Origin of the sequence: Cellulomonas gilvus ATCC 13127 (assembly GCF_000218545.1) — a bacterium.
In the GTDB taxonomy this organism is placed as follows: domain Bacteria; phylum Actinomycetota; class Actinomycetes; order Actinomycetales; family Cellulomonadaceae; genus Cellulomonas; species Cellulomonas gilvus.
The window spans coordinates 2492313-2508232 of record NC_015671.1; the positions used below are offsets into that span (position 1 = coordinate 2492313).

Here is a 15920-nt window from a genome sequence, read left to right on the forward strand (position 1 = left end):
CGTCCTGTTCGTCGCCTCACCCTCGTCCGGGCCTCACGCTACGCGGCGCCGCGCCACCACCCGCGGCGCGGCGGCCGGCCCGACCACCGCGAGCGACGGCGCGTCCCGCTCGCGACGCCGGACGAACACCGCGGCGCGCTGCACCTGGAACCCGACGACGAACAGCAGCAGGTCGGTGAGGACCTTCGCCGGCAGCAGCGCGACCCCGAGCTCCGTGAGCCCCCACAGCGTCGCGTAGCCCGCCGTGAGCAGCACGACCGCCAGCGCCCAGTACCGGGCGGCCTCCTGGGGCCACCGGCCGCGCTGCGGGCGGCGGAACACCCACCACCGGTTCGCCGTGAAGTTGACCACCGAGCTGATCAGCCGCGCGAGCACCACGGCCGGGAGCAGCGCGTGCGTGACCGCGACGAGCGCGAGCAGCGCCACCGCGTCCACCGCGAACGCCACGAGCGACGACGCGGCGAACCGCAGCAGCGGCGCGTACACCCGCGCCGAGTCCACCAACGGCCGGAAGTGCGAGGACGCGTTGCCGTCCAGGTACACGGTCGCGATCGGCACCTCGACGATCGTCCGATCCTCGGCCACGGCGCGCAGCAGCGCGGCGAGCTCGTACTCGAACCGGTCGCCCTGCACCTCCAGCAGCCCGGCGAGCGCGTGCGCGGGGTACGCGCGCAGACCGGTCTGCGTGTCCCGGACCCGGCAGCCCGTGCCCAGGTGGAAGGCCGTGCGCGTGCACGCGTTTCCGAACCGCGAGCGCAGCGGCACCCGGCCGGTCAGCAGGCGCGTGCCCAGGACCACGTCCGCGTCGCCCAGCATCGCGCGGTCCGCCACCGCGAGCACGTCGCCGACCGTGTGCTGGCCGTCGCAGTCGGCGCACACCACGCCGGCTCCCGGATGGTGTGCGCGCACGTGCGCGAACCCGGTGCGCAGGGCCCGGCCCTTGCCGCGGTTCCGGTCGTGCCGCAGGACCGTGGCGCCCGTGGCCGCGACGCCGGCCAGGACGTGAGCGCATGCGGGACCGCTACCGTCGTCGACCACGACCACGGGCAGGTCCGGCCGCGCGGTGCGCACGCGCGCCACCAGCTGCACCAGCCGCTCGTCGGGCTCGTACGCGGGGATCAGCAGCACCATGCCGCTCATGCGCCGGCCGCCGTGCTCGCCGCGGCCAGGCCGCCGACGTACAGGACGTCGGACGTGCCGCGCTCCTGGCCCCTGCCGAGGGGGTCGTTGACGAGCTCCCCGCCGAACACCATGGTCGACGAGCCGCCACCGTCCAGGTTGTACGCGGTCTGGGCCCCGAGGCCCTGCATGATCTCGGTCAGGCCGGGGAGCGTCACCCCGGCGCTGTAGCCCGGGCTACGACCGTCGACGACGACGAGCACCAGGTGGTTCTCGTCCACGACGCCGATCGCGGTGCGCGGCTGCTCGCCCTGGATCGAGTGGTTGCCGACGTTCGTGTCCACCTCGACGTCCTCGACGCCCTCGACCACCTGCCCGTCCTGGAGCAGCGCGGGGCCGAAGCTGAGCGTGTTCCACACCCCGGCGGCGACGAGCTCGTCGGCGGTCGTGGTGGTCTCGTCGACCACCTCCACATGCCCGTCGCGGTAGAACGCCAGCGCCTGGCGCGCACCCTCGTCGCGGTACGCGACGCCGTTGCGGATGACGATCCCCGTGTCGCGGAACCCGTAGTAGTCCCCGTTGATCGCGAGCACCGCGTCGTGCGCCGCCGCGATGTCGGACGTGTCCTGCGTGATGTTGGTGCCGTACGCGTCGTCGGCGAACGCCGAGCGCAGGACGGTCGCGTCGGAGAGCACCACGTCGGCCACGTAGTACGTCACCTTGTCGTCACCCGTCCCGGTCACGACGGTCGAGATCTCGATGCTCGCGTCGTCGGACGTGTACGTGGTCGCGGTCAGCGTGCCCGCCGCGCCCGACGACCGAGTGGTGTCGGTGGTGCCGTCGGCCACCGCGAGCGCGGCCTCGTACGCGCTCACGTCGGCGATCTCGACGTGGTCGATCACGAAGCGGTCGAGCGCCCACGCCGTGGTGCCGCCCGCTGCGAGCACGAACGTCGCGGTCGAGGCGAGCAGGATGCGGCGCACACGGCGCCCGGGGTGCGGCGCCGGGTCAGGCCCTGCGGGTGGTGGAGTCGTCATGGGAGGTGTCTACGGAGGCGACCTGGAGCGCCCGTGGGCTCCGGCTGCGAGCAGGCTGGACGCCCCGTCATGTGACCCAGGTCCCAGGGCCCGGGCCGCCGACGGCCGTAATCTCCGAGTCAAGTGCGGACCGTGTCCGGGTGTGCTCTCGACCAAACGCCCGCGGTCCTGACGAAGGGAGCACCCGTGGGCACCGTGCCGGAGCTGACCGCCGTCCACCTGCCGCCTGCCGTGCGCGCAGCGATCGAAGCGAGCCCTCGGGTCATCGTGCCGTCGTCGCGCGACGAGCTGTACCGCCTGTCGCTGGGCCCCGCCGGTGGCCCCGTGCACGAGGTCGCGTACGACGTCGCGGGTCCGGACGGGACCACGTCGGTGGTCGAGGCGACCGTGACGCGCTGCCGCAACGGCATCGCGGTCAACTACCCCGAGGACTACATGCGCCGGCGCGACCCGGACTGCATGCGCATCGCCGACGACCTGCCGACCGACAAGCCGCGCTACGCCGACGTGTACGGCGAGCAGTTCGCGCCGACGAAGGCCGCGACGCTCGAGTGGCTCGGCGAGCAGGACCTCGTCGTCGTGCCGTTCAAGGCGGGCGGGCCGACGTTCGGGTACCCGTCGGTGGCGCTCGTCCCGGTCAACGCCGCGTTCTTCGCGCTCGCGCTCGTGGACCTGCAGGGCTGGGTCACGTTCGACGAGCTGGTCGAGCAGCACGGCGAGTTCGCGCCGCGCTCGATCCTGTACGTCGCTCCCCCGTTCCGGCACACCGCGTTCGCGGGGCGGCAGGTCGTCGTGCACGACCGCACGCCCGACCTGCACGAGGTCTTCGCGTACAACCTGTACCCCGGCCCGAGCGCCAAGAAGGGCGTGTTCTCGGTCCTGCTCGACATCGGCGAGGCCGAGGGCTGGATCACCGCGCACGCGTCGGCGGTCCGCGTCACCACGCCGTACGACAACGACACCGTCGTCATGCACGAGGGTGCGTCGGGTGGCGGCAAGTCCGAGATGTGCCAGGAGTTCCGCCGCCAGGACGACGGCCGCATCCTGCTCGGCACCAACGTGGTGACCAACGAGCCGTACGTCATCACGCTCGCCGAGTCGAGCGCGCTCGCGCCCGTGACCGACGACATGACGCTGTGCCACTCGTCGCTCCAGGACGGCGACGGACGCCTGGTCATCGCCGACGCCGAGGCCGGCTGGTTCGTGCGCGTGGACAACCTGCGCTCGTACGGCGAGGACACCAACTTCGAGCGCGCCTGCATCCACCCGACCAAGCCGCTGGTGTTCTTCAACATCCAGGGCGTGCCGGACGCGACGGTCCTGCCGTGGGAGCACACGCTCGACTCGACGGGCAAGCCGTGCCCCAACCCGCGCGTCGTCATCGACCGCTCGATGATCCGCGGCGTGGTCTCCGAGCCCGCCCACGTGGACGTGCGGACGTTCGGGGTCCGGATGCCCGCGTGCACGCGTGAGAAGCCGACCTACGGGATCATGGGCGTCACGCACTTCGTCCCCCCGGCCCTGGCGTGGGTGTGGCGCCTGATCGCCCCGCGCGGGGACAAGAACCCGTCGATCGGCGAGACGAAGTCCGAGGCCAAGGTCATCAAGCACGGCGGCATGGTCTCCGAGGGCGTCGGCTCGTACTGGCCGTTCGCGACGGGCACCAAGGTCGCCGCCGCGAACCTGCTGCTCGCGCAGCTGGTCGAGGCCTCGCGCACGCGCTACGTGCTCACCCCCAACCAGCACATCGGCGCCTACCAGGTGGGTTTCGCGGCCGAGTGGATGACGCGCGAGTACCTCGCCCGCCGCGGTGGCGGTCGTGTCCGTCGTGACCAGCTGACCCCGGCACGGTGCGCGCTGTTCGGCTACACGATGCGGGAGATGAAGCTCGACGGGCAGCTGGTGCGCCCCACGTGGCTCGCCCCCGAGATGCAGTCGCAGGTGGGCGTCGAGGCGTACGACGAGGGCGCGCGCATCATCTCCTCGTTCTTCAAGGCCGAGCTCGAGCAGTACCTGACCGACGACCTGGACCCGCTGGGCCGCGCGATCATCGAGCTCGTGCTCAAGGACGCGTCGATCGAGGACTACGAGGCGCTCACGCCGATGCACATCTGAGCACGCCCGTGTGGGTGGTCGGGTCGAACATGTGTTCGTGCGACCCGACCACCCCCGCCGCGACGCGACGATCCTGCACGCCGACCTGGACGCGTTCTACGCGTCGGTCGAGCAGCGTGACGACCCGCGCCTGCGGCGGCGCCCCGTGGCGGTCGGCGGCGGCGTGGTGCTCTCGGCGTCCTACGAGGCGCGGCGGCGCGGTGTGCGCACCGCGATGGGTGGCGCGCAGGCGCGGCGGTTGTGCCCCGACCTGATCGTCGTCCCACCCCGGTTCGACGAGTACGTCGCCGCGAGCCGCGCGGTGTTCGCGGTGTTCCGCGAGACCACGCCCCAGGTCCAAGGCGTCTCGATCGACGAGGCGTTCCTCGACGTGGCCGGGCTGCGCCACGTGGACCCGACCCCGCCGGTCGGGATCGGCGCACGCGTGCGCCGGCGCGTGCGTGACGAGGTCGGGCTGCCCATCACGGTCGGCGTGGCGCGCACGCCGTTCCTCTCCAAGGTCGCGAGTCGGGTCGGCAAGCCCGACGGCCTGCTCCTGGTCCCGCCGGACCGGGAGGCCGCCTTCCTGCACCCGCTGCCCGTGGAGACGCTCTGGGGCGTCGGCGCGGTGACCGCGGCGCGCCTGCACGCGCTGGGGCTGCACACCGCGGGCGACGTGGCCGCCCTGCCCGAGGACGTGCTGCGCGGCGTGCTGGGGCCCGCCGCGGGCGCGCACCTGTTCGCGGTGGTGCACGGCCGGACGGGCACGCACCTGGTGACCGACCACGCGCGCGGGTCGATCGGCGCGCAGCGCGCGCTCGGCCGCGGCCCGCACCCGCCCGCGGACGTGCGCGCGGCACTGCTCGGGCTCGTGGACCGGGTGGCGCGCCGGCTGCGGGCCGCACACCTGGTCGCCCGGACCGTGGTGCTGCGCCTGCGCTTCGCCGACTTCACGCGCGCGACGCGCTCGCGCACGCTCGCGTTCGGCACCGCCTCGGGACCCGAGCTGACCTCCTGTGCGACGCACCTGCTGGACTCGGTGGGCGCGCTGGTCGACGAGCGTGGGCTCACCCTGATCGGCGTGGCGCTGACCGGGCTCGGCTCGGACGCCGCAGTGCAGCCGGCGTTGGCGCTCGACGCACCCGACCGGGAGCGCCTCGACTCGGCGACCGACGCGTTGCGCGAGCGGTTCGGGGCGCGCAGCCTCACACGCGCGAGCCTGCTGCGGGTCGGCGACGGGTTCGCGGCACCACAGCTGCCCGAGCACGGCCCATGAGCACGCGGCCCCACAGCGTCGGCCACGCGCCCACACCCCACGGCGGCAGCCCACCGTGACACCCGGACGCCCGGATCCGCGCGTGCCCGGTCGCAGCCGAACGTCACACCCGACACGCTGGATCGGGGCGCGTCCGGTGCCGATGATCTGCACATGTCCCGCACGGTCGCCGCCCGACGACGCCCGCCGCACGCGATCGCGGCCGCCTGCGTGGTCGCGGCCACGCTCCTTCTGCCGGCCGGGTGCACCGCCGCGGCGGAGGCTGGCACGCGCGCCGCGGCGACGTCGTCCGCGACGGCGCCGCGACCGACACCCCCACCCTCGGCCCCGGCACGTCCGGCTCCCGCGCCCGGCCCGTCCGCGACTCCGCACGCGACCACGGCGCCGCGCCCGGGCTCGGCTCTCGCCACGCTCGCGCAGCTGGACGTCAAGGGCCGTGCGCCGCTCACGGGGTACGACCGCGCGCGGTTCGGCTACGAGGACGGGGATCTGGACGGCGACGGCTGCGACACGCGCAACGAGATCCTGCGGCGGGACCTGGTGGCGGTGACCCTGCGCCCGGACGGCTGCCTCGTCGACTCGGGCGTCCTCGCCGATCCGTACTCGGGGCGCACGATCGCGTTCGAACGTGGGGTGCAGACGTCGCCGCTCGTGCAGATCGACCACGTCGTCGCGCTCGCCGACGCGTGGCAGAAGGGTGCGCAGCGCTGGGACGCCGCCACGTCCGAGCGCTTCGGGAACGACCCGCTCAACCTGCTCGCGGTGGACGGCCCGCTCAACCAGCGCAAGGGCGCGGGAGATGCGGCGACCTGGCTGCCGCCGCACAAGGCGTTCCGCTGCGCGTACGTCGCGCGGCAGGTCGCGGTCAAGCACGAGTACGGGCTGTGGGTCACCGCCGCCGAGCGCGACGCCATGACGCGCGTCCTGACGGCCTGCCCCGACGAGCCGCTGCCCGACGCGTCCGGTCCGGCGCCGCGCAGCCCCGCCTCCCCGGGCCCGGCCGTGCCGAGCGCACCCGCGCCCGGGTCACCCGCGCCGACGCCGCCGGCCGACGCGCCGTACTACGCGAGCTGCGCCGAGGCCCGCGCCGCCGGTGTGACGCCGCTGCACCGGGGAACGCCCGGCTACCGGCCGGAGATGGACGGCGACGGCGACGGGATCGCCTGCGAGTAGGAGACGGCCCGGAGCTCACGACTGTCCGACCCACCTCCGCCCGCTCCCCGCGGCCGTCCGGGCCACCCCCGATCCTGGGCAGCGACTCCTCCACCGTGCCGAGCTACGTGGCCCGGTTCCCCGTGCCGGGCGACCCGGGGGCGGGCATCGAGCCGCCGGCAGCGCCCGACGACCCGGCGACCAACCCGGAGACCGAGCCCGTGGTGGCCCGCCCGGCGACCGTCACCGTCGCACCCCTGTCGCGCGTCTACGGCACGGCCGGAACCGTCAGGGTCCAGGTCACCGCCGGGGCCGGCGCGACGCCGACCGGCACCGTGCAGATCCGCAAGGGCACCGCGGTGCTCGGGTCCGCGACGCTCGACAGCGCGGGCGTCGCGCGTGTCCGGCTGCCCGCGACGCTCGCGCGGGCGACGCACACGCTCACGGTCGCGTACTCGGGAGACGCGACGACGAGCCCTGCGGCCGTGAGCCTGACCGTCACGGTCGCCAGGGTGACCCCGCGCCTGACCGCGAGCGCGCCGCCGCTGCGGTACGGCACGGCGGGGACGCTGACGGTCGTCGTCGGCGCCGGCGCGGGCGACCGCACGGGCACCGTCCGGCTCGAGGACCTCACCGCAGGGTCCGTGCGCACGGGCACGCTGAGGAACGGCACGGTTGCGTTCACCCTGCCGAAGACGATGCGGCCGGGTGAGCACGTGCTCCGCGTCACGTACCTCGGCTCGTCCACCGTCGCTCCGGCCACGACGACGCTGCGGGTCACGGTGCGCAAGGCCGTGTCACGCACCACGGTCCAGGTGCCGGCCGGAACGGTCCGCGCCGGCACGCAGGCCGTGCTGACCGGGCGGGTCACCGCCCCGGGGGTGACGGCCCGGGGCACCGTCACGATCCGCGTGCGGTCCGCCGCGGGTGCGGTCGTGGCGACGCGCACGGCGACGCTCACGAGCACGGGGAGCTACCGCGTGGTGCTCCCGGCGTTGCGGGCCGGGTCGTACACGGTCGTCGCGCAGTACGCGGGCAGCGCGACTGTCTCCGCGTCGCACGTCGGCGCACGGCTCTCGGTGCGCTGACGCACCCACGCGCGGCGGGGTCGTCCGGTTCGCCGGGCGGCCCCGCCGCCGTGAGTAAACCGTTGGAACCGCCGCCCGGGACGTGCGAAGGTGCGACGTCCTTGCCGCCTGACGAAGGTCGTGATCATGACGGGCATGCCGTCCGCGCCGAGCCCCGCGCGCTGACCCCACGCCCCGCCGCACCTGCGGCCCGGGCAGGACGGTCGCGCGCACCCCGCCGACCCGTGGAGCCCGCATGTCATCCTTCGATCCCGCACGCCCCGGCCCGTCCGTCCTGCCGACGCGGTCCGCCGTCACGTTCACCGACGTCACCCTGGTCCGCGCCGACGGCACCGTGACCCTCGACGCCGTCTCCGGCACGTTCGGCCCGGGCCGGACGGGCCTGGTCGGCGCGAACGGCTCCGGCAAGTCCACGCTCCTGCAGATCGCCGCCGGAGCGCTGCATCCCACCTCGGGCACCGTCACCGTCGCCGGCGACGTGGCCCTGCTCCCCCAGTCCGTCGCGCTCGACCAGGACCGCCGCGTCGCGGACCTCCTGGGCGTGGGCCGCACGCTCGACGCGCTGCGCGCGATCGAGTCCGGCTCGGTCGACGAGGCCGACTTCGATGCCGTCGGCGACGACTGGGACGTCGAGGCGCGCTCGGCGGACGCGCTGCGGCCGCTCGGGCTCTCCCCGGCGGACCTCGAGCGCCCCGTCGGGACACTGTCGGGCGGCGAGGCCGTGCTCGTCGCGGTCACCGGGCTGCGCCTGCGCCGGGCCGCGGTGACGCTGCTCGACGAGCCGACCAACAACCTCGACCGCACGGCGCGCGCCGCGGTGCGCGACCTGGTCCGCACGTGGCCCGGCGCGCTCGTCGTCGTCTCGCACGACACGGCGCTCCTCGAGGAGATGGACGAGACCGCCGAGCTGTACGCGCACCGGCTGTCGGTGCACGGCGGGCCGTACTCGGCATGGCGCGCGCGGCTCGAGGTCGAGCAGTCCGCGGCGGCGCAGGCCGCACGGACGGCGGACCAGCAGGTGCGCGTCGAACGGCGGCTCCGGATCGAGACGGAGACGAAGATCGCGCGCCGGGCCCGGATCGGCCGGTCGATGGCCGAGAACGCGAAGGCGGCGCCGATCGTCCTCAACTCCTGGGCGGCCAAGGCCGAGGTGACCGCAGGTCGGCAGCGGCGTGGCGCGGACGACCGGGTCGCCGCGGCACGCGCCGCCGCGGGGGCTGCCGCTTCGCGGGTCCGGGACGACGAGTCGGTGCGGCTCGACCTGCCCGACCCGGACGTCCCACGCGGTCGGCGGATCGCCGAGCTGCGCGGGTTCGCGAGCGGCGCCGCGCCCGTGGTGCTCCAGGGACCCGAGCGCGTCGCGCTGGTGGGCCGCAACGGCGTCGGCAAGACCACGTTGCTGGAGGGCCTTGTGCACGGCAGGGGCCCGGGCGCGCTGCGCACCGACCGTGTCGGCTACCTGCCGCAGCGCTCGTCCCACCTGGACGACGACGCGAGCGCGCTGGCCGTCGTCGGCGCAGCCGCACCGGGAGTGCCGGACCGAGAGCTGCGCAATCGGCTGGCCCGGCTGCTGCTGCGGGGGGACACGGTGCACCGGCCGATCGGCACGCTGTCCGGCGGTGAGCGGTTCCGCGTGTCGCTCGGGCGGCTCCTGCTGGCCGACCCGGCACCGCAGCTCCTGGTGCTCGACGAGCCGACCAACGACCTGGACCTCACCACGGTGGACCAGCTCGTCGACGCGCTCGCGGCCTACCGCGGTGCGGTGCTCGTGGTCAGCCATGACGACGCGTTCCTCGCGCGGATCGGCCTGGACCGCCGCATCGAGCTGCGGGCGGACGGCGCGCTCCACGCGGTCGACGCCTGACCCGCCCGGGCCCGGCCGTGGCGGCGCACGCCACGGCCGGGTGCCGCTCAGCCCGCGTGCTCGAGCCGGGGGCGCGCGTCGTCCTCGTCGCCGGTCGGCGGCTCGTCGGGGTCGCGCGGGTGCGGGATCACCGCCTCGACGACGACCGAGCCCTCGGCGGGCCCCTCGACCACCATGGGTTCCGACCGCGGCGCGCTCGTGCGGCCGAGCGCGCCGAGCGCACGCTGCGCGCGCACGTAGGCGGGGATGAGCAGCACGACCGCGCCGATCCAGGCGAGCGGGTTGCTCCAGACCACGCCGGCGTACCCGAACGCCGCACCGAGCACGATCGCCGCACCCACGCGCATCGCGAGCTCGAGCACGCCCGTCATCGTCGGGACGAACGACTGGCCAAGCCCCTGCAGCGCGCCGCGCAGCACGAACAGGACGCCGAGCACGGCGTACATCGCGCCGTTGACGGTCAGGAACAGCGCGGCCATCTCGACCACGCGCTCCTCGCCCGGGCCCACGAACATCTCCACGAGCGTGGCGCCGCACGTGATCAGCACGGCCGCGAGCAGCGCGGCGCCGACGACCGCCATCACGACGCCCTGGGTCACCCCGCGGCGGATCCGGTCGGACCGGCCCGCACCGTGGTTCTGCGCCGCGAACGTGGACACCGCGAGGCCGAGCGACGCCAGGAGGGCGACCGCCAGGCCGTCCACCCGCGCGGCCGTGGTGTACGCCGCGACCGCGTCCGAGCCGAGCTCGTTCAGACGCAGCTGCACCACGAGCGTGCCGATCGCGATGATCGACGACTGGAAGCCCATCGGGAGCCCGAGGCGCAGGTGCGCCACCACGTCGGCGCGGTGGACGTGCCAGTCCTCGCGGTGGACGTGCAGCGCGGGGACACGGCGGCGGACGTACGCCAGGCACAGCAGCACCGAGACGGCCTGCGAGATCACGGTCGCGAGCGCTGCACCACCGACGCCCGTGCCCAGTCCGCGCACCAGCCCGACCACGAGGACCACGTTGAGCGCGCAGCTCACGGTGAGGAAGAGCAACGGGGTCCGCGAGTCGCCGATCGCTCGGATGATCGCCGCGAGGTAGTTGTAGAACATCGTCACGGTGGACCCGGCGAAGCTGACCAGGGCGAAGGTGCGCGCCTCGGGCAGCAGGTCCGCGGGGGTGCGCAGCAGGTGGAGCGCCGGGTCGACCATGAGCACCGCGACCGCCATCAGCACCACGCTCGCGCCCGCGGTCAGGAGGGTGCCCGTCGCGACGGACCGGCGCACCGCGCGCGCGTCGCCCGCGCCGAACGCCTGGGCCGTCGGGATCGCAAAGCCCGTGGTCATGCCCCACGCGGCGCCGAGCAGCAGGAACAGGAGGCTGCCGACCACGCCGACCGCGGCGAGCGACGTCACGCCCAACGATCGGCCGACCACGAAGGCATCGGCGACCTGGTACAGCTGCTGGACGACGCTGCCGATCAGCAGCGGGACGGCGAAGGCAAGGATGACGCGCCAAGGGCGGCCGGTCGTGAGGACCTTGGCCATGAGGTGCTCCGAGGTGGTGCGGGTCGGGTGGGGACGAGCGCCCGGGCGGGGGCTGACCGACGCGACGCTCCCCCGATCGTATCGTTACGACCCGCACTGGACTGAGCCCTTTTCCGTCATGCACTGCCACGCGACCCGCGCTGGACTGAGCTCTGTTCCGTCACGGTCCGCCAGGCGACCGCGCTGTACCGAGCCCGCCTTCGCCGCGCGTCGCCAGGCGACCCGCAAGCCCGCACGGTCGCCACACACACCATCGCCGGCTACGCGCCACACGCCCCACGGACGCCGCTCGATCGGCCCTCAGACGGCGGCGGCGACCTCGTCAGCGTCGCGGAGCAGGCTGCCCGCGCCGATCATCTCGAGGACATCCCGGAGCACGCGCCCCGGGTCGCGGAGCGAGAGGTCCATGCGCGCCTCGTCGGCTGCACGCTTCATCTGCATGACAAAGGCGATGCCGGACGAGTCGACGAACGTCGCCTCGGTCGCGTCGACCACGATGGGTGCGTCCGCGGTCAGCGCGGTGGCCATCGACAGGCTCGCCTGCTCGCGCAGCGCGACGTCGATCTCCCCGACCAGCCTGACGAGCGTCGTGCCGGGACCCGCCTCGACGCGGATCTCGCCCATTGCCGCCACGGTCTCTCCTCGCTCATCGCAGCCGATCGACACACGGCCCTTGTGACCATACGCGCACTTCGCGAAAGTGCCAGTCCCGCACACCACGCTCCTCCTTCCGAACGAGCCAGCCATCGGACCCGTTCCACCAGCACCGCACCCTGGCACCCGTACCCGAGCCCGCCCTTGCGCCTGCGCCGGACCCCGCGCCAGCACCGTGTCCGCACGCCGCCGGCATCCGAACCGCCGCACCCCACTCGTGTCCCGCACCCGCACCCCACTCGTGTCCCGCACCGCACCCGCACCGCGCCCGCACCGCGCCCACATGCGACCCGAGCCCGCACCTGACCCGCGTCTGCGTCCGACCTGCGCCGCACCCGCGCGGTCTCCGTACCCGCGACCGCACCCGCGCGGCGCCCGTACCCGCGACCACACCCGCGCGTCGCCCGTACCCGCGACCACACCCGCGCGGCGCCCGTACCCGCGACCACACCCGCGCGGCGCCCGTACCCGCGACCACACCCGGCGCATGCCCGCACGCGCGTCCGCACCCCGCCCGCATCCGACCCGCGCCCGACACTCCGGCCGACGGTCACAGCACACGATGTGGGCCGAAAGTCCTCACACCAGGGCAAGCCGGTCAGGTTGCCTTGACCAACGGACTGCATCGCCCCTCGACGACCGGTCCTCCTGGACACCTCGCGGCGGTACGTGGCTCACAACTCGACCGCCGCGGGGTGGTTCTCCCCCGCTGGACGCCCCTAGAACGGTGGCGGTTGGCACGCGCCCGGCCCCGCCCGCGCTCCCGCCGCCTCCGCCGGCGCGTGGCTCCAGGCCGTGGGCTCCGCCAGCACCGCCTCGGGGTGCACCACGTAGGTGATGCCCGTCCGACTGGTCCAGGCCACTCCACCATCGGCGACGCGTCTCACCGTCCAGAGCCCCTGCGTCTTGAGGTCGTGGTGCCGCTTGCACGCGGCGTGCAGGTTGTCAGCGGTCGTCTGCACCGCATCCGCAGCGTCGTGCCGGTACGGCGTGATGTGGTCGAGCTCGCACGTCGCCGCCGGACGCACGCAGCCCGGGAACGTGCACGTCACGTCGCGCGCGCGCACATGAGCACCGAGCGCCGCACCCGGCCGGTAGGCCGTGGAGCCCCGCTCGACCAGCGCACCCGTGCGCGGGTCGGTCAGCAGCCTGCGCCACGTCCCGTCCGCGGCGATCGCGCGCGCCACGTCGGCGCCGACCGGCCCGTACCCGGCCAGCTCCGCGGGAGCGTCGTCCAGCCCGAGCAAAGTCGTGGCCGCCACCGTGACCTGGATGTGCGGCTTGACCCGCTGACGCGCGGGCAGCGCGTCGCCGCAGGGCAGCACGCCCGTGCTCGCGATCCCGTCGAAGATCGACACGAACGCATCCGCACGCCGCTGGTCGAGCGTGCGCGGGTCGATCGCGTCGCGGACGTCCGCCGCTGCGTCCAGCACCGTGCGCACCACGATCGCGTCGGGTGCCGTGAGAAACGCGCTGACCCACGCCATGCCGTCGGGCGCCCAGTCCACACGCACGCTCCTGCGCGCGCGTGCCTGCTCGGCGCGCGTGCGCGCCGCGGCCGGGTCGACCGCGATGACCTCGCGCCGCACGAGCCGTCGCAGCTGCGTGGTCGTCCGGCCGTCGGCACGGCTCATGGCGGCCGACGCGACCCGGCTGCGCGCGGCGCGCACGTCGTGCGCATCAGGAAGCTCATCGGTCCCGACCGTCAGCGCGGCGAGCTCGTCCAGCAGCACGTCCACCTTGCGCGCATCCACCACACCGTCCCGCAGCGCCTCGTCGACCACGGGGAGCTCGCCCAGCCCTTCCGCACGCGCGACGAGCTGCTGCGCAGCAGGCGTCGTCCAGGCCAGCGCCGCAGCCAGCTCCTCGGGCAGTCCGTCGAGGATGCCGTGGCCGCGCGCGAGCAGCTCCCGCACCACCGCCGCCTGACCCGCGACCGCGAGGCCGATCAGCTGCTGCCAGCCGACCACCAGTCCGACCAGATCGACGTCACGCACCTGCGGGACATCCGCAGCTGTCAGGAGCGCGATGAGGTCCGCCGGGCGGACCCGCGGCGCCGGCAGCGTCGCGAGGTCCTGATCCCACCGCTCGTCGGACGCACCCCCGTCACCCGCGGCCACACTGCGCCCTGGACCGGCTGGTCGCACGACGGCACTGCCGCCAGGCACCCGAACCCGCCGCTCCGCGACCGACACCGTCATGCGCTCACCCCCTCGAACAAGTGTTCCATCGACCACTGACATGCCCTCCACCTCGCGGCGTCCGCACGACGCGAGGTCCATGCACGACAGACGGCGGAGCACGTGAGTGCACCTCAGGAACGGCTGGACCGCCGCAGCGACGTCGCGCGACGGGCGCCCTTTCGGGCAGCGAGCCACGTCGAGACCGCCGCAGCGACGAGAGCCACAGATGCGACGACGTGGCTCATACGCGACGAGGCAGCTGGAGCGAGGCGCCCGACCGACATCGCACCCCGCAGGTACCGCGTCGCGGAATGGCGCGTCACGCGAGCGGGGCGCACGGCCGACGCGGCGGCCCACGGGGCCCGGGCCCGGGAACGACGAAGCCCCGGCCGCACGACGTGCGACCGGGGCCCGTGCACAGGCTGCGCTAAGCGCGGACGGGCACCCGCTCCCCGTCACGCGCCGCGCCGGCCTCGTCGGACGGCACCAGCTCGCGGTCGGCGACGGGCTCGTCCGCGAACAGGTCCTCGGCCGACGCCGAGGCGTAGCGCTCGAGGTCGAGGATCCCCTCCCGCTTGGCGACGACGGTCGGCACGAGCGCCTGCCCGGCCACGTTCACGGCCGTGCGGCCCATGTCGAGGATGGGGTCGATCGCCAGCAGCAGGCCCACGCCGGCGAGCGGCAGCCCGAGCGTCGAGAGCGTGAGGGTGAGCATCACGACGGCGCCGGTGAGACCGGCGGTCGCGGCGGAGCCGACGACCGAGACGAACGCGATGAGCAGGTAGTCGGTCAGCGACAGGTCGATGCCGAAGATCTGCGCGACGAAGATCGCGGACACCGCGGGGTAGATCGAGGCGCAACCATCCATCTTCGTCGTCGCGGCGAGCGGCACGGCGAACGAGGCGTACGACGGCGGGACGCCCAGGTTGCGCTCGGCGACCCGCTGCGTGACGGGCAGCGTGCCCACCGACGAACGGGACACGAACGCGAGCTGGATGGCGGGCCAGGCCCCACGGAAGAAGCTCAGCACGCGCAGCCCGTTGGTCCGCAGGATCACGGGGTAGATCGCCAGGAGGACGATCGCCAGGCCCAGGTAGATGGCGCCGGCGTACGTCGCGAGCGGGGCCAGCAGGTCCCACCCGTAGGTCGCCACCGCGGTGCCGATGAGCCCGAGCGTGCCGAGCGGCGCGAGGCGGATGATCCACCACAGCACCTTCTGCACCACGGCCAGCGCCGAGCGGTTGAACGCGAGGAACGGCTCCGCAGCCTTGCCGGTCCGCAGGGCCGCGATCCCGACGACGAGCGCGACGACGACGATCTGCAGCACGTTGAACGAGATGGACGTGCTCGCGGTGCCGTCCTCCGCGATCTGCGTCGAGCCGCCGATCCCCAGGAAGTTGGCGGGGATGAGGCCGTTGAGGAAGTCGAGCCACGACCCCGTCCGGGTCGGGTCGGATCCGTCCGCGGGGTCGAGCGTGGTGTTGGCACCGGGCCGCAGCAGCACACCCAGGCCGATGCCGACCGCGACCGAGATGCCCGCCGTGATGGCGAACCACAGCAGGGTCTGACCGGCGAGCCGGGCGGCGTTGGTGACGTGCCGCAGGTTGGCGATGGACGCGACGATCGCCAGGAACACGAGCGGCGGCACGATCGCCTTGAGGAGCGTCACGAACGACGACCCGATGGTGTCGAGCGTCGTCGTGAGCCAGTTGGGGCTGCCGTCGGGACCGACGGTCCCCAGGCGCAGGGCGATCCACCCGAGCAGGACGCCGAGGCCGAGGCCCAGCAGCACCTGCACGGTGAACGAGGGAAGGCGCAGCCGCCGGGTGGGCTGCGTGGACGTGTCAGACACGGGAGACCTTTCGAAGGCGCACGGCGACGAGGCCGCGGCGCGGTCAGGAAGGAGGTGCCGCCCGGG

General features: G+C 74.3%; 11 protein-coding genes. 5 read left to right on the forward strand and 6 right to left on the reverse strand.

The window, feature by feature from the left end:
• Positions 1-33 precede the first annotated feature (33 nt).
• Complete coding sequence (locus CELGI_RS11480) at positions 34-1140, reverse strand: bifunctional glycosyltransferase family 2/GtrA family protein (RefSeq protein ID WP_013884291.1); 1107 nt, start codon at positions 1138-1140, stop codon at positions 34-36.
• Positions 1137-2156 (reverse strand): phosphodiester glycosidase family protein, encoded by a 1020-nt coding sequence (locus CELGI_RS11485; protein WP_049785559.1) that lies wholly within the window; start codon positions 2154-2156, stop codon positions 1137-1139. The genes CELGI_RS11480 and CELGI_RS11485 overlap by 4 nt, the downstream gene beginning before the upstream one ends.
• 186 nt (positions 2157-2342) lie before the next feature.
• Here CELGI_RS11485 and CELGI_RS11490 point away from each other — a divergent pair, with 186 nt between their 5' ends.
• The 5 genes from CELGI_RS11490 (at position 2343) to CELGI_RS11510 (ending at position 9630) form a co-directional block, all read left to right on the forward strand.
• A complete protein-coding gene (locus CELGI_RS11490) occupies positions 2343-4271 on the forward strand; it encodes a DUF4914 family protein (RefSeq protein ID WP_013884293.1) in 1929 nt (642 codons plus the stop codon).
• Positions 4272-4281: 10 nt separating this feature from the next.
• On the forward strand, positions 4282-5526 hold the full coding sequence (gene dinB / locus CELGI_RS11495; protein ID WP_013884294.1) for a DNA polymerase IV: 1245 nt from the start codon (positions 4282-4284) through the stop codon (positions 5524-5526).
• Between the two features lie 153 nt (positions 5527-5679).
• The gene (locus tag CELGI_RS11500) at positions 5680-6699 is read left to right on the forward strand and encodes a GmrSD restriction endonuclease domain-containing protein (RefSeq protein ID WP_013884295.1); all 1020 of its coding nucleotides are present in this window, start codon (positions 5680-5682) and stop codon (positions 6697-6699) included.
• Positions 6700-6806: 107 nt separating this feature from the next.
• Positions 6807-7766: an Ig-like domain-containing protein gene (locus CELGI_RS17135; RefSeq protein ID WP_169315150.1), complete on the forward strand. Its 960-nt coding sequence runs from the start codon at positions 6807-6809 to the stop codon at positions 7764-7766.
• 235 nt (positions 7767-8001) lie between these two features.
• The gene (locus tag CELGI_RS11510) at positions 8002-9630 is read left to right on the forward strand and encodes an ATP-binding cassette domain-containing protein (RefSeq protein ID WP_013884297.1); all 1629 of its coding nucleotides are present in this window, start codon (positions 8002-8004) and stop codon (positions 9628-9630) included.
• Positions 9631-9677: 47 nt separating this feature from the next.
• Here CELGI_RS11510 and CELGI_RS11515 read toward each other — a convergent pair whose 3' ends face one another.
• From CELGI_RS11515 to CELGI_RS11530, 4 genes are all read right to left on the reverse strand, one after another.
• Complete coding sequence (locus CELGI_RS11515) at positions 9678-11165, reverse strand: MATE family efflux transporter (RefSeq protein ID WP_013884298.1); 1488 nt, start codon at positions 11163-11165, stop codon at positions 9678-9680.
• A gap of 300 nt (positions 11166-11465) precedes the next feature.
• On the reverse strand, positions 11466-11789 hold the full coding sequence (locus CELGI_RS11520; protein ID WP_150104727.1) for an STAS domain-containing protein: 324 nt from the start codon (positions 11787-11789) through the stop codon (positions 11466-11468).
• A gap of 749 nt (positions 11790-12538) precedes the next feature.
• The gene (locus tag CELGI_RS16560; protein WP_049785560.1) at positions 12539-13939 is read right to left on the reverse strand and encodes an HNH endonuclease signature motif containing protein; all 1401 of its coding nucleotides are present in this window, start codon (positions 13937-13939) and stop codon (positions 12539-12541) included.
• 490 nt (positions 13940-14429) lie between these two features.
• Positions 14430-15854 (reverse strand): dicarboxylate/amino acid:cation symporter, encoded by a 1425-nt coding sequence (locus tag CELGI_RS11530; RefSeq protein ID WP_013884301.1) that lies wholly within the window; start codon positions 15852-15854, stop codon positions 14430-14432.
• Positions 15855-15920 lie beyond the last annotated feature (66 nt).

Bases quoted from the DNA above. Each gene is read 5' to 3' on its own strand.
- CELGI_RS11520 (WP_150104727.1), bottom strand. From the start codon at position 11,789: ATGGGCGAGATCCGCGTCGAGGCGGGTCCCGGCACGACGCTCGTCAGG.
- CELGI_RS11510 (WP_013884297.1), top strand. From the start codon at position 8,002: ATGTCATCCTTCGATCCCGCACGCCCCGGCCCGTCCGTCCTGCCGACG.
- CELGI_RS11480 (WP_013884291.1), bottom strand. From the start codon at position 1,140: ATGAGCGGCATGGTGCTGCTGATCCCCGCGTACGAGCCCGACGAGCGG.
- CELGI_RS11500 (WP_013884295.1), top strand. From the start codon at position 5,680: ATGTCCCGCACGGTCGCCGCCCGACGACGCCCGCCGCACGCGATCGCG.
- CELGI_RS11515 (WP_013884298.1), bottom strand. From the start codon at position 11,165: ATGGCCAAGGTCCTCACGACCGGCCGCCCTTGGCGCGTCATCCTTGCC.
- CELGI_RS11485 (WP_049785559.1), bottom strand. From the start codon at position 2,156: ATGACGACTCCACCACCCGCAGGGCCTGACCCGGCGCCGCACCCCGGG.